The organism is Fructobacillus pseudoficulneus (assembly GCF_900108455.1).
GTDB classification, from domain to species: Bacteria; Bacillota; Bacilli; order Lactobacillales; family Lactobacillaceae; genus Fructobacillus; species Fructobacillus pseudoficulneus.
The window spans coordinates 280,645-303,918 of sequence record NZ_FNWS01000001.1 but is presented as its reverse complement, the minus strand read 5'-3'; the positions used below and the strand labels follow the sequence as shown (position 1 = coordinate 303,918).

Below are 23,274 nucleotides of genomic sequence, written 5' to 3'. Positions count from 1 at the left end.
GTCCGGCCACAAAAATAGCGGCCAATTATGATAGAATAGGACCAGTGATTAAAACGATTTAGGATGGCAAAATGACTGTTGAAGAACTAACACAGGGAATGAATAGCAAGCAAGCCGAAGCGGTCGCAACTACGGAAGGGCCGCTTTTAATTATGGCTGGTGCTGGGTCTGGTAAGACCCGGGTCTTGACCCACCGGGTCGCCCACTTGATTGAAGATTTGAACGTGGCACCATGGCGGATTTTGGCCATCACCTTTACCAATAAGGCTGCCCGTGAAATGCGTGAACGAATTGGTCGACTGGTGGATGCCGAATTGGCCCAGTCAATCTGGGTTTCGACCTTCCACGCCTTGGCCGTCCGCATTTTACGTCGAGATGGCGAGCAAATTGGTCTGGGTAAGAACTTCACGATTTTAGATGGCTCGGCTCAAAAGACTTTAGTGAAGCGGGTTATCAATGATTTGAATTTGGATACCAGCCAGTATGATCCACGAACGATTTTGGGAACGATTTCTAATGCTAAGAACGACTTGTTAACGGCGAAGGATTACCAAGAACAAGCCGCTAATTTTTATGAAGAACGAGTGGCGGAAGTTTATTTTTCATACCAAAAGGCACTCCGTCAGGCTCAATCAGTCGACTTTGATGATTTGATTATGTTAACCATCGAATTGTTTGAAAAAGCGCCGGAGGTCTTGCAACGCTACCAAGACCAGTTCCGCTACATTCACGTTGATGAGTACCAGGACACTAACGATGCCCAGTATAAGATTGTCAACATGCTGGCCCAGGGCTCAAAGAATTTGGCGGTTGTTGGGGATGCCGACCAGTCGATTTATGGCTGGCGTGGGGCCAACATGCAAAATATTTTGAACTTTGAAAAAGACTGGCCACAGGCGAAGTCGGTTTTCTTGGAACAAAATTACCGGTCAACGCAGTCGATTTTGGATGCCGCCAATGATGTGATTAACCATAATAACGAACGGGTGCCAAAGAAGCTCTGGACGGAAAATGGGACTGGCGATAAGATTACCTATTACCGGGCCCAGTCAGCCCAGGATGAAGCCTACTATGTTTTGGGCCAAATTCAAAAGGGGCAGCGCGAAGACAAGAAGTCGCTATCTGACTTTGCCATCTTGTACCGAACCAACGCGCAGTCGCGGGCAATGGAAGAAGCCTTAGTCAAGGCCAATATGCCCTATACGATTGTTGGTGGTCATAAGTTCTATGACCGTAAGGAAATCTTGGACATCATGGCTTACCTGTCCTTGGTTGCCAACCCAGCCGATAACGCGGCCTTGGAACGAATTATCAACGTGCCCAAGCGGGCGATCGGCCAATCAACGGTTGACCGTCTCTTTAGCTTTGCTAACCAGATGGATTTGCCAATGTTAGCGGCCATCGATCAAATTGAATTGGCCCAGGACATTCGCCCGGCGGCGGTGACAAAGTTGCTGGCCTTTGCCGAAATGGTGCATAACTTTGCGCAACAGGCTGAGTTTTTAACCGTTTCTGAATTAACTGATTTGATTTTGGACCAGTCTGGTTACCGCAAGGAATTGCAGGACAAATCAGACCCAGAATCACAATCTCGTTTGGAAAACTTGGACGAATTCCTGTCGGTTACCAAGGAATTTGATGACAAGTATGATGCCCAGGCCGAGGATGCAGTTAATCCGTTGACCGACTTTCTTGGTTCGACGGCTTTGATGGCTGATTTGGACAATGTCGAGGAAGATAGTGGGTCAGTGACCCTGATGACGCTGCACGCGGCCAAGGGACTGGAATTCCCAATTGTCTTTTTGATTGGCTTGGAAGAGGGGCTGTTCCCATTAGGCCGGTCGGCTCAAGACGAGGATTTATTGGAAGAAGAACGGCGCTTGGCCTATGTTGGGATTACTCGGGCAGAAAAGAAGCTGTATTTGACGAACGCTTTCTCTCGTTTGCTTTACGGCCGAACGCAGGCCAACCAGCCGTCACGATTTATTGACGAAATTTCGCCAAAATTGATTGATCAAGCCTATCCGGCTGGTGGTTCTGGCGTGCAAGCCGGCTTGTCGTCAAAGTTCTTGCGGGCAACCAGTACCACTTACCAAGGTGGGGCAAAAACGGCTAGTCCAGTGCAAAAGAAAACGGCGAACACCACTGGTGCCGAAGGGGTCATGTGGCAGGCTGGTGATAAGGTTTCTCACAAAAAGTGGGGAGTCGGAACGGTGGTCTCGGTAACGGGTGAAGCCACGGATCAAGAACTAAAGGTTGCCTTCCCAGAAGACGGAATCAAGCAGCTTTTGGCCGCCTTTGCCCCAATTGAAAAAATAAATTAATGTATTGAACAGTCAGGTGAGAAAGGATTTTGCATGGCAGATAATCCAGAAATTTCAAAGCTTTCGACCAAGGAAGCCCAGGTTGAAATCAGTCGGTTGCAAGATGAGCTGATTGATGACGGTATTGCCTATTATGAAAAGGACGCGCCCTTAGTCGAGGACCACGTCTACGATGCTAAGTATGCCCGGTTAGTGGCCTTAGAAGCGGCCTTTCCTCAATTTGTGACACCGGATTCGCCAACGCAAAACGTTGGTGGAGCACAAACCAAGTCTGGTTTGGCCAAGGTCCAACATCCGGTTCCAATGCTGTCGTTGGGGGATGTCTTTTCGCTTGAAGAATTGCAGGAATGGGAAGACCGGACGGTCAAGGCCCTTGGTAGTCAGCCCAGTTATAATTTGGAATTGAAAATTGATGGTTTGGCGGTTTCCTTGAAGTATGAAGAGGGTCAATTAGTCCAAGCCTCGACTCGTGGTAACGGGTCAATCGGTGAGGACGTGACGGCCAACGTTTGGACGATTAACGACGTGCCAAAGACTTTGAACGAACCCCTTACGATTGAGGTCCGGGGTGAAATCTACATGCCCAAGGCTTCTTTTGCCAGCTTAAATGAAGAGCGCGAAAACCAGGGCCAAGAGCCCTTTGCTAATCCGCGGAATGCCGCGGCTGGTTCCTTGCGCCAGTTGGATGCTAAAGAAACCAAGAAGCGCAAGTTGTCGGCCTTTATTTACTACACAGCCGAAGCGGACCGCTTGGGTGTGACCAAGCAATCCGAGGTGCTGCGGCGTTTTGCTGAATTAGGCTTGCCAACCAACACCGATAACCGGGTAATCGGCAAAATGGCAGAAATTGCTGACTATATTGCCGAGTACACGGAAAAGCGGGATAGCCTGCCCTATGGAATTGATGGGGTGGTCGTGAAGGTTGATGAAATCGACTCAGAAATTGATCTGGGTAATACCGTCAAGGTGCCGCGCTGGTCAATTGCCTATAAGTTTCCACCGGAAGAAGAGCAGACGGTTGTCCGCGATATTGAATGGACCGTTGGTCGGACTGGGGCGGTGACCCCAACCGCCGTGATGGATCCCGTTTTGTTGGCCGGAACAACGGTGCAACGGGCTTCGCTGCATAACCCCGATTACTTGGAAATGAAGGATGTTCGGGTTGGCGATACGGTTACGCTGCACAAGGCCGGGGACATTATTCCAGAAATTGGGCAAGTGATTCTGGACAAACGAGCAGCCACTGCGGAAAAGTATCCAATTCCAACGACTTGTCCATCCTGCGGGGCGGACTTGGTCCATGTTGAGGGTGAAGTCGTTTTGCGCTGCATTAACCCCGCCTGCCCAGCCCAGCTGCAAGAAGGGTTGACCCACTTTGCTTCCCGAAATGCGATGAACATTGATGGCTTGGGACCACAGATTGTCAGTCAGCTGCTTGAGAAAAAGTTGGTGACCGACGTTGCCTCAATTTATTCACTGACAGTCGATCAGCTACTGACCCTGGATAAGTTCAAGGAAAAGTCTGCTAATAACCTGGTTCAGGCTATCAAAAATTCCAAAGAAAACTCGGCTGACCGTCTGTTATTTGGCCTTGGTATCCGCCTTGTCGGTGCCAAAGCAGCGAAGACGATGATGGCCGAATTGAACGATTTGGGAACTTTAGCCCAGGCAAATGTGGAAAAAATCGTTGCCATTGACGGGATTGGCCAAGCAATTGCTGATTCCGTGGTAAAATACTTTGATGAGCCACAATCGCAGGCCTTGTTGGCCGAGTTGGCCAATGCCGGTGTGAATCTGGCGTACAAGTCGGATAATGGTTCAGTCGATGAAAATTCATTTTTCTATGGTAAAAAGATTGTCTTGACTGGTAAACTAGAAAAGAGCTCGCGAAGTGAGCTAGCTAACTGGTTGGAGGCTCATGGCGCCAATGTAGCTGGTTCCGTTTCCAAGAAAACGGACTTGGTGATTGCCGGTAGTGATGCTGGATCAAAGTTACAAAAGGCGGAAGACCTCGGGGTCACCGTCTGGAGTGAACAAGATTTAATCAATGCGCAACAAGATGAGTCAAATTGACTTCGTCTCAGTTTGCTGACTGCTGTTTCACGGCTTAGTCGGCCGGTTGAGGCAAAATTAGAGGAAGAACAATGTTAAAACGGATTTCAAAACGTGGCTATCTGATGATTGGCCTGGCGGTCATCATCATCTTAGGGGCCTTCTTTTATTTTATTAACTTAGGTCAGGTGGGGACGAGTACCTCAAAGACCAAGGGAATCCAGTTGACGCAAAACTCAGCTGGTGATTACCAAACGGTGATTAAGGATGGTCATTATTTGACGTCGGCTGCCCGTGGAATCACGGCGACCTCGTTAAATAACACGCTCGACACAAAGGATTTTGAATCTTCACTGTTGAACCTATCAAAATCACACTTTAAGACTGGTCGCTACATTTTCCAGGAAGGCCAGTATTTGGATGCTGATACTGTGAATTCTTTGTTGGCTCGGCAAACGGATAGCGATTCCGATGGTTTGAATCCAAAGGATAACGGCAAGACGGATGATAGTCGTAACCCAATCTACGTTCAGACGCTAACGGAACAAGACTTCATGACCAAGGATGGCAATAACTTGCGCTTGGCCGGTATGGTTGTTGGTGTGGCGATGAACAGCCAGGATGCCTACCAAAAGGAACAGTATGGTACGACTTATTATCAAACCATCTCAGACAAAGACCGGATTGCTTATGGGCAAAAGATAGCGCCCAAGTTGATCAAGAAGATTCGTGAACAACAGGGTGTTGGTAAGAATATTCCGATTGTCTTGGCGATGTATGATACGGCACCAGAGGATTCTTTGGCTCCAGGATCATTCTACGCCGAAGCCACTTCTAAGTCCGGGACGGACTTGGGTGACTGGTCAAGCATTAATGAAAAGTCAATCGTCTTACCAAAGGAATCAACGGATACATCAACCCTTGGTTCGGATGAAAATTCTGGCTTTACCAACTTTAAGAACGATATTACGAATTTCTTCCCAAATATCGCTGGTGCAACCGCCGTGGCGAAGTTTACGAATAACAAGCTGTCATCGATGAACGTCACGGTGACAACCCAGTTCTATTCACAAACTGAAATCAACGCCTTTACCGATTATATTTCAGCCTCTGCCTTGAAGTTCTTGCCTTCATCGGCACCGGTACAAATTAAGGTGCAAACGGCTAACGAAATTCAAGCTATTTTGGTCCGTAAGTCGGATGATAAGTCTTATACAATTACTCGACTTTACTAAAGCAAGATAAAACCCGCTAATCAACTGATTAGCGGGTTTTGTTTTGTTTAGTGGTAAAAGAGCATGGTTGTCGCAATCAGGCCTAAGACCGCCATTATGGGCTGATACTGATAGGTTAGCGGCCGGATAAAGGTTAACAAGAAAGCGGCGATAGCAAAGAAAGCTGCCAGACCGGCCAAGATGCCAAAGCCTTGTGACCAAAAAAGGGCAATTAAGAAGAGTGGCGCCGTCAATAATTCCAACTGCCGGCCCTTTACCGATGGTAGAAAGAGCGGGGTAAAATAAAAGAGGCTGGCAAAGACTAAGAGCCAAGATTGTTGCAAAAACTCCGGTGACACATAGTTGTTGGCCAAGTAAGTAATACAAATTGGCACCGTAAAGGTCAAAAGGACGCTCAGCCCAAACATCCCCAAGGCGTTTTGCAGCTGCAGTGAGCGGATTGGCAAAATCAGCAAAAAAGCGATAAAGAGCAGAAGCAAAAAGAGAATTTCAAACCGTGACCGCAGTTGTGAATTGACCACGACAATTAGTGAAGCGGCCAAAGCCAACCAGGCGCGGTGGTCGGTCTTACCAAAGCGGTTTTGTATCTGAAAGGCTAGTGCTAGAGCGGTTAGTAGTGAGTAGGCAATTAATGACCAAATGTGCCAGTTTTGTGCATTTTGCCAGGCTTGGTGGTAAATCAGCGGTTGCTGCCACCAGACAATGTTGAGCCCGATTGTCACCGCCGGAATGGTATAAGGGCTTGGACTTGGAATACTCGTTGCCGACTGCTGCTGGTTCCTGGCATTACTGCCGCCGCCTTTTGCTTGCTGGCGACGGTTGGACCTGGAAAAGAAATCGGCCGTTTTGTCTTGTAAATGTTCTTCTGCCGAGGGGCTTGCACCCGAATTGCTTTGGTCGGCAGCATATTGTGTGTTCTCTTCTTTTGTCATTAGAACCTCGAGGATAATTGCTATTTCTTATTCTATCATGTAGAATATAAATTATAAATTACATAACTATCAAGAGCAGGGAAGTGATACAGCACGGTGAACCTGCACCAACCGGCATTCGCACGGTGGTAATTCTGTAAGATAGGCAACTTGCAAAGCGCTTTGGGTTGTCCCTGAGCGCTTTTCTTTTGTCTCTTAATTGTTAGTTAATTTAAAGGAGAAAAAGAAATGACAAAATTTTTTACTGCAGAATCAGTCGCTAATGGCCACCCCGATAAGGTAGCTGACCAAATTGCCGATGCCATCTTGGATGCGGTTTTGGCGGAAGACCCGAAGGCCCGGGCTGCCATTGAGGTGACGACTTCAACTGGTGATGTTTCCATCTTTGGTGAATTATCAACCTCAGCCTACGTCAACGTCCGTCAAATCGCGGTCGACACCATCAAAGAGATTGGTTATGACCAACCAGAATATGGGTTCTCAGCCGACTCAATCAACGTTTCAAATAAGATTGTTGAACAGTCACCAGACATCGCACAGGCGGTCGATGCTGCCGAAGATGACCCGGACCAGCTGGGTGCCGGCGATCAGGGGATGGTCTTTGGTTATGCTACCAATGAGACGACCGACTATTTGCCCCTAGCCCTAGACTTGTCTCATCAAATGATGCGTCAAATCAAGCAGGTTCGCCAAGAAGTTCAAGTACCTTATTTGCGTCCCGATGCCAAAGGCGAAGTTACCTTGGAATTAGAGGATGATGGCTCAGTTAAGCGGATTGCGGCCGTTGTCTTGTCAACGCAGCATGATGAAACGGTTTCCTTGGACCAATTACGAAAAGACATCAAGCGCCTGGTTCTTGATCCCGTTTTGCCTGCTGACCTAGTTGATGAACAAACCAGGTACTACATTAACCCTTCTGGCCGCTTTGTTTTGGGTGGACCGCAAGCAGATTCTGGTTTGACTGGTCGAAAGATTATTGTGGATACTTATGGTGGGGCCGCTCATCACGGTGGTGGGGCCTTTTCTGGTAAGGATGCTACTAAGGTCGACCGTTCTGCTGCCTATTACGCTCGCTACGTTGCTAAAAATTTGGTGGCGGCTGGTGTGGCTGACCGGATTGAATTGCAGGTTGCCTATGCTATTGGTGTGGCCAAGCCCGTCTCATTAAACATTGAAACCTTTGGCACTGCCAAAGTGGCCGAGGATAAAATTGAAGCGGTGGTTGAAAAGCTCTTTGACTTCCGACCATTATCCATTATCAATACATTGGACTTGCGTCGTCCAATTTATAAGCAAACGGCTGCTTATGGTCACTTTGGCCGCCCTGACTTAGACCTACCTTGGGAAAAGTTGGACCGGGTTGAAGACATCAAGGCTGCCCTTGACTAAAAGTACTAAATTAAAACAAAAAAGCTGACTCAAATTAATGAGGCAGCATTTTTTTATTTGCTAATTTGAGTACTAGTAGCAGCCACTAAGATTGGGTAGTGGTCGTGACTAGTCAATGTAAAGGAGTAGGCTCCGGAAGGTAGGAGACGGCTGTCGGCCTTAACGGTTTGGATATCCTTAATGTGAAAGTCGGCCGGTTCGTTTTGTCCCAACGTCAAAGTAGTAAAGCCACGACGACCGGGATTATCGGCCCCTTTTTTACCACGGAGGTAGGTCATGAACAATCTTGGCCAAGGCAGTTGGTTAATGATCCGGACTTGATTATCCTGATCATTTTCACCAAGCATAATTTGCAAGCCAAGGCTGTTACTATGATTTTGATAGGTAGCCCCAAAGCGTAGGGTCCAGGAGAAGGTCACCTTGCTTTGGTTCCGAGAACGGTCGCTCCAGAAGTGCAATAATTGGTGGCTGGCGTTTCGTAATGAAATTTTTTGGTCAAATTTAGGCATCACAGCGAAAAAGTCTGGGCCAATTTGGAAGTTATCCAAGAAAAATTGGCTACCTTGCTTTGGTACCAGGCCATCAAGGCGTCCGAGTCGGACCTGCTGAATTTGTTCTTGGTGCAATGAGGCAAGGATTTGTCCGGAAATTTGTTCAGCTTTGACGTCCTTAGCCGGCCAGTCAATCAGCAGCAAAGGCCAGCGAATGTTCTCATCAACCGCCAAAAGGCCATTTAAAATCGCGTTCATCGTGGCTTGGTTACCAATGATGACAAGGGGTACCACTTCTTCAGAGTTAATCGTCTTGACGAGTCGCTTAGCGAGGTTTGAGGCCGGGTTTTGCTTGGTGACTTTTTGAAAGCTTTCAACCAAGTTGCTTTGGGTGAGTTGCCCTTGAATTTGATCGAGTGCGCCCAGGTCCTTGTGACGAATAATGGTGGTATCAATAATAAAATGTGCTTGTGTCATAATTTTCAAATCTGCTTCTTGTCGATAAAAAAGGCATGCCTACGCATGCCCCGAGTCAAAACTCTTAAAAGGTTAACAAAATTCTTTTGTTTTCTGAATATGACAATTATAGCAGAAATTTCGCAAAAAGGCCATTTAGACCCAGTCTAGCCGAGGAAATGACGTAGTTGCGCCATCCGGTTAATCAAGGCAGTGATGGCAATTGGTGCGCCTTCCTTCATTTGGACAACCTGCGAGGCAATCTCAAAATGCTGTTCTTGCGCCAGTGTTTCCGGACCAATCTTTAGATCGAAGGCCTCCTTGAGGATGTTGATGTCTTCTTCGACCTCGGCCCAGGCGGGACTTTGTGTCTTTAAGATGGCCAAGGAGTCCAAATTGACGTAGTGGGACAACTCGTTGAAGTCTTCTTGCATACTTGGGTAGTAGCGTTTTAAGACAGCGAGCTGGTCATCGTTCAGGCTCGCATAGGCCCGACCGAAGCCGATAAATTCGGGTGGCAAACCAATTGAATAAAAGGCACCGGTGAAGTTGATGGCACGAGGCAATTCAACATTGTCAACGGATCGTGAGTAGCCCAAGAAACCAACGTGTTGACGGCGGTCGCGGCGCTTTGGAAAGGCCTTGAAAATTGGTTGCACATCCACCACGATTTGCTCCAAAGTGTCCTGGTAAAAGGCGGCAGACTTTTGCGCAATTTCTGATAGGACAGTCTCATCCGCTGCGTCGATTTCAATTGGCTTAGCTGCTGGCAGGTGCTCCTTGAGGTACTTGATGCCGGCCTTGGTTTCTTCAAGCGGAAAGTCGTAGCGGAAGGCGGATTGGACCGTGGCCGTGCGGACACCGGCAAATTCACGAACATAGCGCTCGACCCGCAGGGGTGACAAACCACCGCGGAAGATGGCAGACCCAGTTCCAGAGATTGGATAGATCTCAATTCCTTCTTCTTTAGCAAATTGGTGCAGACGGGCCAGGGCTAATTTGTTCCCAATAATCGAAGACATGAAGCCGGCAGACAGGGCAGAGTCAGACCCAGCCAAGAAGACCCGCAGTGACTTTGGTCGAAAACCAAAGTGTTGCTCATGGAGGTCAAGGTATTCTTTTAGAATTTCTGGTGCATGGTACTGGGTTTCAAATTCCTCAAAAAGGGGAATCATTTCGATATAAGTCTTGTTTTCTTCTGTTGGCGTAAAGGTAGTATCCTTAAAAGTCGCCAACTTTTCAAACAACAGTTGCATTTCCAAAATTTGATCAGCGCGTTGGGCCATTGGAAGGATGGCTTCAAAGAGGGGGCGTTGGTCAAAGCCAAGGTCATGGGCAAAGTCTTCCGAACTCAAGAAGGCCGTCATCGCCTGCATTAAGTTGTAGCCCTTTTCTTCCCAAATATTTGGAAAGCGGAAGGTCAAGAACTTATCGCGACCAAGCTGTTCTTCCTTGAAATAGTCGTAGTGGGTAGAAAAAAGCCGGTCGAGAACGGCAGCATCGGCATGCTTGCCTTCCCAGTCCCACATATACTCATCAACATCCAAAACTTGATAGTTAGCGAAGGCCTCATCGGTTTCCCGGTAAGCACTGATGAAGGGCTGCTGGGCCGTGTCCCAGAAGGGGGCATTGGCGTTATCGGGATGTTGGGTTCCCATAATGGCTGGAATTTTTCGGTCTGGCATGGTTGAACTCCTGTTGCTTCGTAAAATACGAACATTTAATGCAAAACAATCTTAATTATTAACGTTACTATCTAATAATAGCAGATTTGAACGAAAAAAAACGCTGACACAGCAAATTGTGTCAACATTTTTTAAAAAAATTATTAAATCATAATTAGCATTGGCAAAATCATTGGCTTTCGAGCCGTTTCTTTATGCAAATACTTTGATAAGTCATCAATGATTGCCTGACGAATATCAGATTCGTTAGCATTCTTGGCTGCCATGGCCTTCCGAATGGTATTGAAAATGACGTGACGACCATCGTTAATCAGGTCACCGGATTCACGCATGTAGACAAAACCACGTGATAGAATATCGGGACCAGAAAGAATTTCCTTCTTTTTCAAATCGATTGTCGCGGTCACAATTACCAAACCATCTTGCGATAACTTCAACCGGTCGTGCAAGACGATTGAACCAATGTCACCAATACCAGAGCCGTCGATATAAGTATCTTCGGCAGGGAAGTGTCCAGCAATCCGTGGTGGGTTAACACCATCGAGTGCCAAGACGTCCCCATTTTCCAAGATGAATGTGTGATCCTTTGGCACGTCTAATTCTTCAGCGAGGCCGGCGTGAACCTTTAACATCCGGTATTCACCGTGGACTGGCATGAAGTATTCGGGCTTCATCAAAGAAATCATCAACTTCTGTTCTTCTTGGCCACCGTGACCAGAAGTGTGAATGTTGTTTAGCTTTCCATGAATGACGTTTGCGCCACCTTCTTCAAGCTTATTAATCACGGCGTTAACCGAAGCGGTATTACCGGGGATTGGTGAAGAAGAGAAAATCACATTATCATTTGGCTTCAAGCGGACTTGTTTGTGGGTACCGTTGGCAATTCGAGCCAAGGCAGCCATTGATTCCCCTTGAGAACCAGTTGAAAGAATCAAGAGTTCATCATCTGGGATGTTTTTAATCTGTGACTGTTCAATCAAGGCGTCATCTGGGATGTTTAAGTAACCCAGGGCGCGACCGTTTGCCATCGCAGATTCCATTGACCGACCAAAGACGGCAATCTTACGATTGTGCTTGATAGCGGCATCAGTGGCCATCTTGATTCGGTTCATGTTGGAAGCAAAGGTCGCAAAGATAATCCGACCGTGCTTTAATTGCTCAAATAACTTTTGAACCGTCTTTTCGACCCAAGCTTCTGACTTGGTCCATTCGGGCCGTTCAGCGTTGGTTGAATCTGACATCAAAAGCAAAACGCCTTCTTCACCAACACGAGCCATTGACCAAAGGTTTGGCTTTTGCTTGGTCGTGGGGGTCAAATCAAATTTGAAGTCACCCGTTTCGACAATTGTTCCCACTGGTGTCTTCACCGCAACGGCAAAAACGTCTGGGATTGAGTGGGTGGTCCGGATAAATTCGACAGAAGTTTTGTCAAATTCAATCACAGAACCATCCGTGATTTCATGCAACTCCACTCGATTAAGCATCTGCTTTTCTTCGAGCTTGTTGCGAATGAGGGCCATTGCCAAAGGGCCGGCATAAACTGGAACATTGACGGCTTGCAAGAAATAAGCAATCGCCCCGATGTGGTCTTCGTGTCCGTGGGTGATTACCAGAGCTTTAACCTTGTCAATGTTTTCGACTAAGTACGAGTAGTCAGGAATAACGTAGTCAATTCCTAAAAGAGAATCTTCTGGAAACTTAATTCCAGCATCAACGACGATGATTTCATCTTGATATTCGATTCCATAAGTGTTTTTTCCAATTTCGCCAAGTCCACCAAGGGCATAAACGCCGACTTCGTTGGGCTTAATATCAACTGCTGACATTAGGCGAAGGTCGTTAACTTAAATTCTGGACTAGCCTGTTCGTACACCAGTGCTGCGTCAGAAAGTTCTTCAACTGTTTCAATGTTGAAATCTGTGTTTGCTTGTACGGCGGCAAGTGCTGCCGGTTGTGATTCAGCCTCAATATAAAAGGCGTGTGTATCTTCCCGCTTTGGATTGCGGTCCTTGCTTGTTTGATAGTAAACTTTGTAAACCATGTGTTCCTCCAAGTTTAATTTTTTATTGATCACGAACGAAAACCTTAACTTCTATTTTACCACAGCCAGAGCCGGCTTGCTGGTCTTTTCCAAAACCTCGGCCAACAATTTCCTTTTTCCTTGTTTTGTTCAAAAGGAGAGGCTGACTGACCGGCAAGAAAACTGGCCAAATGCTTTGTTCAATTGTCGGCACATTTGCTACAGGTTGATTTAATACGGCAAGTTTGCTCAAAAAGATTGTCGGTTAATCTTTTTTTCATCTCCATGAAATGATTTGAAACTTTCTTGGCTAATCCGTGTTGGTGCTAATCAAAACGCAATACTTTCAATAAAATGTTATCTCATTGTCGTTGGATTTAGCAGCCAAGGATAAGCGGGCTTGTTACACTGGGAGCCACTTATCAATCGATTGGGGGCTGCAAATGAAATCACAACGTTTAATCGTTCGGGTAACACTCGTACTGATTTTAATGGGATCTTTGTTCTATATGAATAATCATGATTATCCACTGTGGGCCATCGTCTTGATTGATGTCCTACTATTAGGCCTCGCTGTTGAAATGCTGGTCCGTGTCTTAGCGGTTGAAAAATATCAGCTCGCAGACCGAGAAGAGGACCAATAGGAATCACTAGTCGTCACTTGACGAACCTGGTTGTTGGATAATTGGTCCTACTTTGTGCAAATTAACTGGACAATCACGACTGCCACTAGCAAGAGAGAATATTCTTTTGTGAAAGAACAGTGCGTCCTAGGTGAATTTTTGTTATAATAAATAATAATTACTAAATGAACGAGGGATATACTCATGGCAATTGGCATGAATGATTTGAAAACAGGTTTGACGATTGAATACTCAAACTCAATTTGGCGTGTATTGGAATTCCAACACGTGAAGCCTGGAAAGGGAGCGGCCTTTGTTCGCTCTAAGTTGAAGAATTTGCGGACGGGTGCAGTTAACGAAGTAACTTTCCGTCCTGGTGATAAGTTTGAACAGGCCGAGATTTCAACTCGCCCAATGTCATACTTGTACGCTGAAAATGATGGTCGTGTCTTCATGGATACGGAATCATACGAACAAATCAACATCTCAGATGATAACTTGCAAGACGCTTTGAAGTTCATGCTTGAAGGTATGGAAGTTAAGATTACGATGTATGGTTCAGAAGTTTTGGGTGCTGAATTGCCATCAACTGTCACGTTGAAGGTTATTGAAACGCAACCTGGTATCAAGGGTGCAACAGCAACTGGTTCAGGTAAGCCTGCAACTGTTGAAACTGGGGCAACAATTACTGTTCCAGACTTCGTCAACGAAGGTGAAACAATTATCGTTAATACTGAAGATGGGTCCTACAAGGGTCGGGCCTAAGGTTTCTTAGGCTGCTTTGTTTAACGAAGCAGTCTTTTGTATTTAATTGGTGTCGAAACGATTCGGCTGATTGGAGGAGTCCATGGCTAAGCAAGCTACACTAACTGATAAGAACTTTTTGTTGACCGCTGAAGCACAAGCAGATGGCCAAACAATGGTGGCAAAAGAAGCGGTGGAATTAATCGCACAGGCAGCAACCGAAGAAGTTGCTGGTGTCTTTGCCATGCAATCAAAGGTGTATGACCACTTTCCAAAGTCTTTGACGACCATGTCAAAGACCAAGGGTGTGACTTTGCATCAAGAAGGCGACGGCTTGGTCTTTGATATTGCCGTTGTCTTGAAATATGGTGTGGTTGTGCCAAAGGTCGCCTTTGCCATCCAACAATCAGTCAAGAAGAATTTGGCTGACTTAACTGGCCTGACAGTGACGAAAGTCAATGTGACCATTGCCGGTTTGATGCCTGAACACGAAAATGAAACTCTTGACCCAAACCATTTGTTTGATCATGACCTGGCAAAGGAGCCCAGCTAATGACTCAATTATCACGACACGAAGAACGGCAAGCGGCCGTGCAAATTTTATTTGCCGCAGCCAAGCAAATGCCAGACGAAGCAGAACTTGACCAGGTGTACGACTTGGTTGTTGGCGATGCTGAGTATGACGCCTTTTTGCCCCAGTTGGTAAACGGTGTTTTAGCCCGACAGAAGGACTTAGATGCTGATATCGCGAAGCACTTGGCCCTTGGCTGGAAGATTGACCGGATTGCCCGCGTCAACTTGGTCATCTTGCGAATTGCGGTTTATGAATTGCAGCTAGCAGAACCGGCCCCCTACAAGGTGGTTGTGGATGAGGCTGTTGAACTGGCGAAGGAATTTGCGAGCCAACAGGATGCACAATTCGTCAATGGTGTTTTGAAAAACTATGCGCCGGTTGGTGCATAAGAAGACTGCCGTGGCAGTCTTTTTTTATGAAAAGATTGAATGAAAACTCTGACATATGACGGCCTTTTGCCTTGAAAAAGAAGGGCTATGTTAGAATAAAGGGAATATAAGGAGGCCGTTATGGCGATTTATCATCCAAATGAACAACCAGCACCATCTTATGACAGTCATACCCACTTAAACGATGACCAACTTTTCTTTGATGTGCCAGCTTACCTGGGCCGGGCCCACGAATTTCAGGTTTTGGAAATGAATATCGTTGGCTATAACCAAGTCGGTAACGAACGCGCTTTGGCCATTGCCCAAGAAAATGATGGCGTTTATGCCATTTTGGGTTACCAACCAGAAGACACGCCAGACTTCGATGAAGAAGCATTGAAGGTGTTGGCAGCGCAATTACACGAAGATAAGGTGGTCGCTGTTGGTGAAACCGGCTTGGACTACCATTGGGATACGGATCCAGCGATACAAAAGGCGGCCTTCTTAGCTCAAATCAAGTTGGCTAAAGAAAACGATTTGCCGGTTGTGATTCATAACCGGGAAGCCTTCGATGATGTATACCAAATTTTGACAGAAAACGATGTTAAAAAGGCGGTCATTCATTCTTTCTCCGGCACGCCAGAACAGGCCAAGGCCTTTGCTGACCTTGGTTATTACATTTCTTTTTCCGGTGTTGTCACCTTTAAAAAGGCGGAAGAAGTCCGGGAAGCAGCCAAGGTTGTGCCACTGGAGCAGATTTTGGTGGAAACGGATGCACCATATTTGGCACCGGTCCCTAACCGAGGCAAGACCAATGAACCTGGCTGGACCAAGTACGTCATCGACAGCCTGGCAGAAACGCTGGGCATGACGGCCGATGACTTGGCCGGGCAAACCAAGCAAAATGCTCACCGGATCTTTTTGAACCATGACTGACCGACCAAAAATTAAGGCGATGGTCGTGGTGGAAGGCTGGTCGGACACCAAGCGGTTAAGCCAAGCGGTTGATTGCGACACGATTGAGACTCGGGGTTCTGCCTTGGGACCCGAGGTGCTGCAACGAATTCGTCTAGCCGTCAAAGACCGGGGAGCCATTGTCCTCACGGATCCAGACTTTAATGGGAACCGCCTGCGGCGGCTCATTTCAGCGGCCGTGCCGGAAGTGACGCAAGCGACGATTAGCCAAGACCAGGGACGGGCTAGCAAGGATAACCCGCACAAGTCGTTGGGCGTGGAACACGCTCCGCTGGCCGTTTTGGCGCAATGCTTGCAAGAAGCGGATGCCCGGGTTGGCAAAGACCGACCAAGCTCTGATGTTGATCGTGACTTTTTGATTGACTTGGGCTTGATCGGTGGCGCCCAGGCGGTAGAAAAGCGGCAGTATTTGGGTGAGCAACTGCAAATTGGCTACGCCAATGGTAAGCAACTGTACCAACGCTTGCAGGCCTATGGCATACAAAAGGCTGATGTGTTGTCCGCCTTGAAAGGAACTTTTGATGGAAAAATCGATTAAGATTGCTAGTCCAATGCGGACGCAAGCGATTTTAAACCAGTACGGCCTGCGGGCTAAGAAAAAATTTGGTCAAAACTTTTTGACGGATGCCAATATCCTGACGGGAATTGTGGCTGCAGCTGAGTTAACCAAAGAAGATGCGGTGGTGGAAATCGGGCCCGGAATCGGTGGTTTGACCGAATACTTGGCCCAGGCAGCCGACCAGGTTTTCGCCTTTGAAATCGACCCAGACATGGTCAAGGTGCTGAGTGAAACTTTGTCGCCATATGACAATGTGACGATCTTAAATGAAGATGTCTTGGCCGTTGATTTGCAGGCGGACTTAGCCAAGCACTTTGGTGCTGACCGTTCCGTCAAAGTGGTGGCGAACCTGCCGTATTACATCACCACGCCAATTCTTTTGGCCCTATTGCAGGCTAAGATTAACTGGACGAACCTGGTGGTCATGATGCAAAAAGAAGTCGCCGACCGTTTGACTGCTGAACCGGGGACCAAGGAGTACGGCGTCTTGTCAATTATGCTGGCCTATTATGCCAATGTGACGACTGCCTTGAAGGTACCACGGACTGCCTTTAACCCGGCACCAAATGTGGATTCGGCCGTCGTTTCATTGACGCCAAAGCAACCAGACCAACCGGTTGAAAAACCAGACCAACTTTTTTCGTTGGTCAAAGCGGCCTTTGCTCACCGCCGTAAGTCACTTTGGAATAACCTGCTCCAAAAATTTGGAAAAGATGAGAAAATTAAAGAACGTTTGACAAGAGCTCTAGACCAATCAAAAATTGAACCGGGGATTCGCGCCGAGCGATTAACCCTAAACCAGCTGACGGACTTGTATTTAGCCCTGATGGAAGAGAATTTCTATAGATGATAAATGTCGCATTTGATGACTGAATATTACCAAAGGTTGAACTTTTATTACTGCCATGTTATAATAATTCTTGTTTAATGAGAAAGGCGGTCAATATGTCAACTTTGGAAGATATTAAGTCGCGATTAGACGCGCACCTTGGTGAATCAGTTACTGTAGTTTCTCAAGCAGGACGAAAGAAATTCACGGAACGTTCCGGAATTTTGAGTTCTACTTTTCCATCATTGTTTGTTGTAGAATTGGATGAAGAAGCAAACTTCGAACGCGCTTCATACAGCTACACAGACATCTTAACGAACAACGTGGACATCACGTTTGCCGATTAAGAAAATACATAAAAAAGCCCGCAAGGGCTTTTTTTGTTCGCTGACATAACTAAAAAGGAGAAACAAAATGGCGCAACAAGTTGAAGTGAGTCACTTTACTGCTGCTTTCTCAGACCGTGTAATTTTAAATGACGTTTCTTTTAGTATTCCAGCCCACCAGTTTACGGTGATCGTTGGTGAAAATGGGGCCGGGAAGACGACCCTGATTAAAGCACTGATTCAAACAGTCCTTGGTGCCAAGACCACTGGTCGTGGTCAAAGTCATCATGAACAAATTCGGGTTAACAGTCAAAACCTGGCCTACGTTCCACAATTTCGTGACCTTGGTGATGATTATCCACTTTCAATCGCATCCTTTGTGGCCCTGGGTTTGAAGAAGGGACTGCGTCCCTGGTTGACCAAAACAGAAAAAGAAGCCATTCAGACGGCCTTAGCACAAGTTGACTTAGCTGACCTGGCAAAACAACGACTAGCTGATGCTTCCGGTGGTCAAAAGCAACGGGCCTATATTGCCCAAGCCTTGGTTCAAAACCCGGACCTGCTAATTTTGGACGAACCAACGGCTGCTTTGGATGCCAACCACGCGCTAGCCTTGGTGAAGCGGGTTCGAGACTTGCAACAAAGCCGGCAAATTGGCGTTTTGTGGATCTCGCATGATACCTCTTGGGTCAAAGACTTTGCGGATGATTACTTGTGGCTGCACGATGGTCAGGTCGACTTTGGCTTGGCTAAAGACTTGCCGGACCACGCTTCCTCACACCATCACCAGGAGGTGAACCATGTTTGAAGAAACTTTTATGCAAAACGCCTTCATTGCCGGTACCTTGATTTCGGTGGTGGCTGGGATCGTCGGGACCTTCGTGGTGGCGCGTTCTTATAACTTTTTGAGTCATTCTTTGAGTGAAATTGCCTTTGCGGGGGCGGCCTTTGGCTTCTTTGCCGGTTGGCCACCACTGCTGGGGATGGTGATTTTCACGATTCTAGCGGCGCTGGCGATTGGTGGTTTGGAAAACGCCCAGGCCCGTCAGGATAACGTGACTTCAGCGGTGTCGGCTCTGGCCATTGGTTTAGGGGTGTTGTTCCTTGCCTTGGGTCACACCTCTAATTCGGCCGCGACCGGCATCTTGTTTGGTTCGGTTTTGGGGATTTCGCACGCCGATATCCTGATCTTGATGGGGATGGCCGTCTTGGTCTTGGTCGTGATTTTCCTATTTTACAAGCCATTGCGCCTGCTTTCCTTTGATGAGGCCGGCCTGTTGGTGCGTAATTCCAAGAAAACGACTTTGAAAATTATCTTTTTAATTGTAATGGCGCTCTCGGTTTCGATTTCGTCACAGTTGGTGGGGTCATTGTTAATCTTTGTCTTAGTCACTTTGCCCGCCGCCTCGGCCCGCTACTACCAAGGTTCGGTATCTGCTCTGATGGCCCTCTCGGTTTTCTTTGCTTTGTTCGGAACTTGGACCGGTTTGGCCTTGGCCTATCTGACAAATTTGCCGACTTCTGTCTTTATTGCCGTGATTGAGGTTGGAATTTATCTAGTCTCTATCTGGCTTTCTAAGGATTAAGTGGGGCTAGCTGACCGGATTAAATCGTATTATTAAAAAATACCGGAGCCAAAGGCGAATGTTCGTTTTTGACTCCGGTTTTGTGTTATACTGGTCAAGATAAAATTTTACTTCTAAAAGGAGGAAGGGTAGCTGTTTTACCCAAAAAAACATTATGAAAACACGCAGAGCTGACCGTTTGGTTGACATGTCCCATTATCTCTTGGACCACCCCCGCCAATTGATCTCATTGAACTTCTTTTCAGACCGCTATGAGGCCGCTAAGTCATCAATTTCAGAAGATTTGTCGATTATCCGGCGGACCTATAAGGCCCGTGGGACCGGTGAAGTCAAGACTTATCCCGGTGCCGCCGGTGGTGTTTACTACACACCAATGATGGCTGCCGACGAAGCCAAGGAATTCGTTAATGGCATTTGTGAAATTGTCAATGATGATTCTCGCGTTTTGCCAGGTGGTTACGTTTACTTGTCTGATTTGCTTGGCCAGCCAAATGTGTTGCGCCAAACTGGCCGCTTGATTACCACTCAGTATGTTGGTGAAGAAATCGATGCCGTGATGACGGCCGCAACCAAGGGGATTCCTTTGGCCCAAGCGGTCGCTGACCAATTAAACGTTCCTTTTGTGATCGTTCGTGACGACGCCAAGGTAACGGAAGGGTCAATGATTTCAGTGAACTATTTGACTGGTTCATCAAAGCGAGTGGAAAAGATGGCACTGTCAAAGCGGTCTTTGAAGGCTGGCGCCCGGGTCTTGATTGTCGATGACTTCATGAAGGCCGGTGGAACCATTCAAGGAATGCAGACTTTGGTCCGCGAATTTGGTGGAACGGTTGTCGGAACAGCCGTCTTTGCCGAAGGTCGGTCAAATGTGCGTTTGCTTGAAGACTATACTTCTCTCTTGCACGTTGAAACCAATTTGGATTCTGGTCAAGCAATCAATGTTCAGCCAGGAAACTACTTTGAAGAAATTTACAAAGGTCAGGAATAAGTCATGCAAGCAACGAATGTCGTGATTTTAGCGGCCGGAAACGGCTCACGGATGAAGGCAGACTTGCCAAAGGTCCTTCATCAAGTCGCTGGTAAGGCGATGGTTGATTGGGTAGTGGAATCCGTTTTACCACTGAACCCAACTAAAATTTTAACGGTGACCGGTGTTGGTGCTGAACAAGTGCAGGACCACTTGTCTGGAAAAACCGACTTTGTTGTCCAGGAACAACAACTGGGAACTGGGCATGCGGTTTTGCAGACCAAGAAGGCCTTGGCGAAGAGTAAGGGGGCAACCTTGATTTTGTCAGGGGATACGCCTTTGTTCACTTCTGAAACCTTGCAGGCCTTGCTTGACGAACATGACCGCACCAAGAATGCCGTCACGGTCTTGACCGCCTTTGCCGAAAACCCAACGGGTTATGGCCGAATTGTCCGTGGCGAAGATGGCATGGTGATGAAGATTGTTGAAGAAAAGGATGCCTCCGTGACGGAACGCCGTATTCAAGAAATCAACACGGGTGTCTATATCTTTGATAACCAGCTACTCTTTGAGGCTTTGTCCCAAGTCGGTAATGACAACGTCCAGCAGGAATACTACTTGCCAGATACTTTGGACATTTTGCGCGAAATGGGCCAGCAAATTGGCGCCTACCAGACCATGGATTTCTCGGAATCAATGGGGGTTAACGACCGCGTGGCCTTGGCAACGGCCAATAAAATCATGCGGGGCCGCATTAACCGCTACCACATGCGCAATGGCGTGGAACTGATTGATCCGGATAATACCTATATCGATGCCGACGTGCAAATTGGTAAGGATACCTTGATTGAAGGCAACGTCACGATTAAGGGCAACACGGTGATTGGTTCTGACAACGTTTTGACCGCTGGAACACGGCTGGAAGACACCATCATGGGTGACGGTAACGTGATTACTTCGTCTCAGATGGAAGGCGCTAAGGTCCACAATCAAACGACCATTGGTCCTTATGCTCATTTACGTCCTGAAGCCGAGGTTTTGGACGGGGCTCATTTGGGTAACTTTGTTGAAGTTAAGAAGGCAACGATTGGTTTGAATACCAAGGTTGGCCACTTGTCTTACGTTGGTAACGCCACCCTTGGGGCGGACGTTAACGTCGGGGCCGGGACAATCTTTGTCAATTATGACGGCGTTCATAAGTTCAACACAACGGTTGGTGACCGGGCCTTTATCGGATCCAATACCAAGATTATTGCACCAGTGAACCTGGCGGATGAAAGCATCACCGCTGCTGGTTCGACCATCACAGACGACGTGGCCTTCCACCAAATGGGGATTGCTCGGAGCCGGCAAAGTAATAAAGATGATTTTTGGGATAGAATGCCCCACAAAAAAGGATAGGGAAACCTATCCTTTTTATTTTTCCAATAATTTTTGGATAATTTGCTAATTTGACTGTTTTTAGATATAATTTTAATTGTATTATTACAACTATACCAATATTGTTAGCGGACAAGGAAGGTCTCTTTGAAAACTGGCGGAGTCACTTTGATGGTAAACGCCAGGTAGGTATGAAGGTGGCTGTCACCATGGTCGTCAAGGTTGAAAAGGAACTGACCGTTGCGATAAACTGTGAACCAACCGATGGTGGTAAGATGGTAATGAACCACAAGCACTTGATTGAAGGTAAAATCAGGGCACGGTAATTTGTGTAAATGAAAGGGAGATAGTCGATGGATTTTTCAGTACTCTACATCGGTAGTGGCCAAGCAAGTTGGAACGGAGCCGTTCCTCTGGCAAAGTCAGGCCAAAAAGTGGCCGTGATCGAAGAAAGTCAATACGGTGGTGTTTGTTCGAACAAGGGCTGCAACGCCAAAATTATTTTGGACAAGCCACTGGAATTGATTGAACGGGTCAAGGACATGCAGGGCCGCGGTTTGGACGGTGTGCCAAGTGTCAACTGGGAAGACCTGATGGCTCATAAGCATGAGCTGATTGTTCCCCAGGATGCACACGGGAAGGAACGGTTGTACAACGTCGGAATTACCACGATTACTGGCCATGCGGAATTTGTTGATAGCCACACGGTAGTGGTCAACGGCCAAAAGTATACGGCCGACAACATCGTGATTGCGACCGGTTTGCGTCCACACGTTTTGGACGTGCCCGGTAATGAATTATTTGCCAACTCAACGGACTTCTTATCATTACCCCATATGCCAAAACATGTGACGGTACTTGGTGGAGGTTTTGTGGCCATCGAATTTGCAACGATTGCCAACGCCGTTGGTGCCCAAGTGGACGTGATTACTCGCTCAAATCGTTTGTTGCGTCAATTCCCAGCCAGTTACGTTGATTCTGTTAAGGCTGACCTGAAGGCTCGGGGCGTGCGTTTTATTCCAGATATGAATATTCACTCAGCCGCCAAGACGGCTGATGGCCAAATTACCTTAACCGGTGACCACGAATTTACGTTGACGACCGACTACGTCTTGGATGCGACCGGTCGCGTACCAAACCACGATCAGTTGAACCTGGACGCCATTGGGGTCAAGGCAAATAGCCGCGGGATTGAGGTCAACGAATATTTGCAGACTTCAGTGCCAAATATTTACGCTGCGGGGGATGCGATTGACAAGACGATTCCAAAGTTGACGCCAACCGCTGCCTTTGAATCACGCTATTTGACGGCACGCTTCAAGGGGACGAACGACCAGCCAATCAAGTACCCAGCCATCTCAGAAATTGTCTTTACCTCACCACGGATTGCCCAAGTGGGGGTTCATTTGGATGCTGCTTTGGCCGATAGCGACCGTTATGAAGTGGCCGAAGCCTCCTATGATGGGGATTGGTTCCGTCAAGTGGAAAACGAGCAGGGCGGCCAGTTAGCCTTAATCTTTGACAAGCAGACCGACCAGTTGGTTGGTGCGGCAGAAAAGTCAAATAACGCCGACAATACCATCAACGCCATTGTGCCTTACATCCAAATGAAGATGACCAAGGAACAACTTAACGACCTGGTTTATGTCTTCCCATCAATCGAGTACACGCTACAACGGCGCCTGCCACTCGTTTAATTTATCAAGAAAAACTTTTGTGAAAGTATGGCCTATGCTATACTTTTTTTATTGAGACAAGA

23 protein-coding genes and 1 riboswitch are annotated in these 23,274 nt (G+C 47.2%); of the genes, 18 read left to right on the top strand and 5 right to left on the bottom strand.

What is annotated here, in order from left to right:
- Positions 1-71: 71 nt before the first annotated feature.
- The 3 genes from pcrA (at position 72) to BLW39_RS01400 (ending at position 5,611) form a co-directional block, all read left to right on the top strand.
- Positions 72-2,324 carry a DNA helicase PcrA gene (pcrA, locus tag BLW39_RS01410; protein WP_074717675.1) on the top strand — a complete coding sequence of 751 codons (2,253 nt, stop codon included), beginning with the start codon at positions 72-74 and terminating at the stop codon, positions 2,322-2,324.
- A 33-nt stretch (positions 2,325-2,357) separates the two neighbouring features.
- Positions 2,358-4,397, top strand: a complete 2,040-nt coding sequence (gene ligA / locus BLW39_RS01405) for an NAD-dependent DNA ligase LigA (RefSeq protein WP_059376140.1) — start codon at positions 2,358-2,360, stop codon at positions 4,395-4,397.
- Positions 4,398-4,468: 71 nt separating this feature from the next.
- On the top strand, positions 4,469-5,611 hold the full coding sequence (locus BLW39_RS01400; RefSeq protein ID WP_059376137.1) for a CamS family sex pheromone protein: 1,143 nt from the start codon (positions 4,469-4,471) through the stop codon (positions 5,609-5,611).
- 47 nt (positions 5,612-5,658) lie between these two features.
- On the opposite strand, the gene BLW39_RS01395 is transcribed toward BLW39_RS01400, so the two are convergent.
- Entirely contained in the window at positions 5,659-6,543 is an 885-nt protein-coding gene (locus BLW39_RS01395) for a hypothetical protein (RefSeq protein WP_059376133.1), read from the bottom strand.
- A 63-nt stretch (positions 6,544-6,606) separates the two neighbouring features.
- A riboswitch (SAM riboswitch) is annotated at positions 6,607-6,691 on the top strand.
- Between the two features lie 80 nt (positions 6,692-6,771).
- On the opposite strand from BLW39_RS01395, the gene metK reads away from it, so the two are divergent.
- A complete protein-coding gene (gene metK, locus BLW39_RS01390; protein ID WP_059376129.1) occupies positions 6,772-7,932 on the top strand; it encodes a methionine adenosyltransferase in 1,161 nt (386 codons plus the stop codon).
- A gap of 53 nt (positions 7,933-7,985) precedes the next feature.
- Here the strand turns inward: metK and BLW39_RS01385 are convergent, their stop codons facing one another.
- From BLW39_RS01385 to BLW39_RS01370, 4 genes are all read right to left on the bottom strand, one after another.
- Positions 7,986-8,900 carry a hypothetical protein gene (locus BLW39_RS01385; protein WP_114666310.1) on the bottom strand — a complete coding sequence of 305 codons (915 nt, stop codon included), beginning with the start codon at positions 8,898-8,900 and terminating at the stop codon, positions 7,986-7,988.
- 146 nt (positions 8,901-9,046) lie between these two features.
- A complete protein-coding gene (ppcA, locus tag BLW39_RS01380; protein ID WP_059376123.1) occupies positions 9,047-10,564 on the bottom strand; it encodes a phosphoenolpyruvate carboxylase in 1,518 nt (505 codons plus the stop codon).
- A 143-nt stretch (positions 10,565-10,707) separates the two neighbouring features.
- Complete coding sequence (gene rnjA / locus BLW39_RS01375) at positions 10,708-12,390, bottom strand: ribonuclease J1 (RefSeq protein WP_059376119.1); 1,683 nt, start codon at positions 12,388-12,390, stop codon at positions 10,708-10,710.
- On the bottom strand, positions 12,390-12,605 hold the full coding sequence (locus BLW39_RS01370) for a DNA-directed RNA polymerase subunit epsilon (protein WP_059376114.1): 216 nt from the start codon (positions 12,603-12,605) through the stop codon (positions 12,390-12,392). Before BLW39_RS01370 ends, rnjA begins: the two co-directional genes overlap by 1 nt.
- Before the next feature lie 422 nt (positions 12,606-13,027).
- Here BLW39_RS01370 and BLW39_RS01360 point away from each other — a divergent pair, with 422 nt between their 5' ends.
- The 14 genes from BLW39_RS01360 (at position 13,028) to BLW39_RS01300 (ending at position 23,212) form a co-directional block, all read left to right on the top strand.
- Positions 13,028-13,228, top strand: a complete 201-nt coding sequence (locus tag BLW39_RS01360; protein ID WP_059376107.1) for a hypothetical protein — start codon at positions 13,028-13,030, stop codon at positions 13,226-13,228.
- Between the two features lie 183 nt (positions 13,229-13,411).
- A complete protein-coding gene (efp, locus tag BLW39_RS01355; protein ID WP_059376101.1) occupies positions 13,412-13,972 on the top strand; it encodes an elongation factor P in 561 nt (186 codons plus the stop codon).
- A gap of 82 nt (positions 13,973-14,054) precedes the next feature.
- The gene (locus BLW39_RS01350; RefSeq protein ID WP_059376096.1) at positions 14,055-14,504 is read left to right on the top strand and encodes an Asp23/Gls24 family envelope stress response protein; all 450 of its coding nucleotides are present in this window, start codon (positions 14,055-14,057) and stop codon (positions 14,502-14,504) included.
- A complete protein-coding gene (gene nusB, locus BLW39_RS01345; protein ID WP_059376092.1) occupies positions 14,504-14,914 on the top strand; it encodes a transcription antitermination factor NusB in 411 nt (136 codons plus the stop codon). Before BLW39_RS01350 ends, nusB begins: the two co-directional genes overlap by 1 nt.
- A 120-nt stretch (positions 14,915-15,034) precedes the next feature.
- Positions 15,035-15,829 carry a TatD family hydrolase gene (locus BLW39_RS01340; RefSeq protein ID WP_059376085.1) on the top strand — a complete coding sequence of 265 codons (795 nt, stop codon included), beginning with the start codon at positions 15,035-15,037 and terminating at the stop codon, positions 15,827-15,829.
- Positions 15,822-16,406, top strand: a complete 585-nt coding sequence (gene rnmV, locus BLW39_RS01335; protein ID WP_059376077.1) for a ribonuclease M5 — start codon at positions 15,822-15,824, stop codon at positions 16,404-16,406. Before BLW39_RS01340 ends, rnmV begins: the two co-directional genes overlap by 8 nt.
- On the top strand, positions 16,390-17,277 hold the full coding sequence (gene rsmA / locus BLW39_RS01330; protein WP_059376073.1) for a 16S rRNA (adenine(1518)-N(6)/adenine(1519)-N(6))-dimethyltransferase RsmA: 888 nt from the start codon (positions 16,390-16,392) through the stop codon (positions 17,275-17,277). Before rnmV ends, rsmA begins: the two co-directional genes overlap by 17 nt.
- Positions 17,278-17,372: 95 nt before the next feature.
- Positions 17,373-17,603 carry a Veg family protein gene (locus tag BLW39_RS01325; protein WP_059376069.1) on the top strand — a complete coding sequence of 77 codons (231 nt, stop codon included), beginning with the start codon at positions 17,373-17,375 and terminating at the stop codon, positions 17,601-17,603.
- 67 nt (positions 17,604-17,670) lie between these two features.
- Complete coding sequence (locus BLW39_RS01320) at positions 17,671-18,390, top strand: metal ABC transporter ATP-binding protein (RefSeq protein WP_059376063.1); 720 nt, start codon at positions 17,671-17,673, stop codon at positions 18,388-18,390.
- Positions 18,383-19,168, top strand: coding sequence for a metal ABC transporter permease (locus tag BLW39_RS01315; RefSeq protein ID WP_059376055.1), 786 nt, complete (start codon positions 18,383-18,385; stop codon positions 19,166-19,168). Before BLW39_RS01320 ends, BLW39_RS01315 begins: the two co-directional genes overlap by 8 nt.
- 154 nt (positions 19,169-19,322) lie before the next feature.
- A complete protein-coding gene (purR, locus tag BLW39_RS01310) occupies positions 19,323-20,156 on the top strand; it encodes a pur operon repressor (RefSeq protein WP_059376046.1) in 834 nt (277 codons plus the stop codon).
- A gap of 3 nt (positions 20,157-20,159) precedes the next feature.
- A complete protein-coding gene (gene glmU / locus BLW39_RS01305; protein WP_074717672.1) occupies positions 20,160-21,536 on the top strand; it encodes a bifunctional UDP-N-acetylglucosamine diphosphorylase/glucosamine-1-phosphate N-acetyltransferase GlmU in 1,377 nt (458 codons plus the stop codon).
- 170 nt (positions 21,537-21,706) lie between these two features.
- A complete protein-coding gene (locus tag BLW39_RS06990; RefSeq protein ID WP_114666309.1) occupies positions 21,707-21,841 on the top strand; it encodes a DUF1541 domain-containing protein in 135 nt (44 codons plus the stop codon).
- Positions 21,842-21,868: 27 nt separating this feature from the next.
- Positions 21,869-23,212, top strand: coding sequence for a dihydrolipoyl dehydrogenase family protein (locus BLW39_RS01300; protein ID WP_059376040.1), 1,344 nt, complete (start codon positions 21,869-21,871; stop codon positions 23,210-23,212).
- The last annotated feature ends 62 nt before the right edge of the window (positions 23,213-23,274 follow it).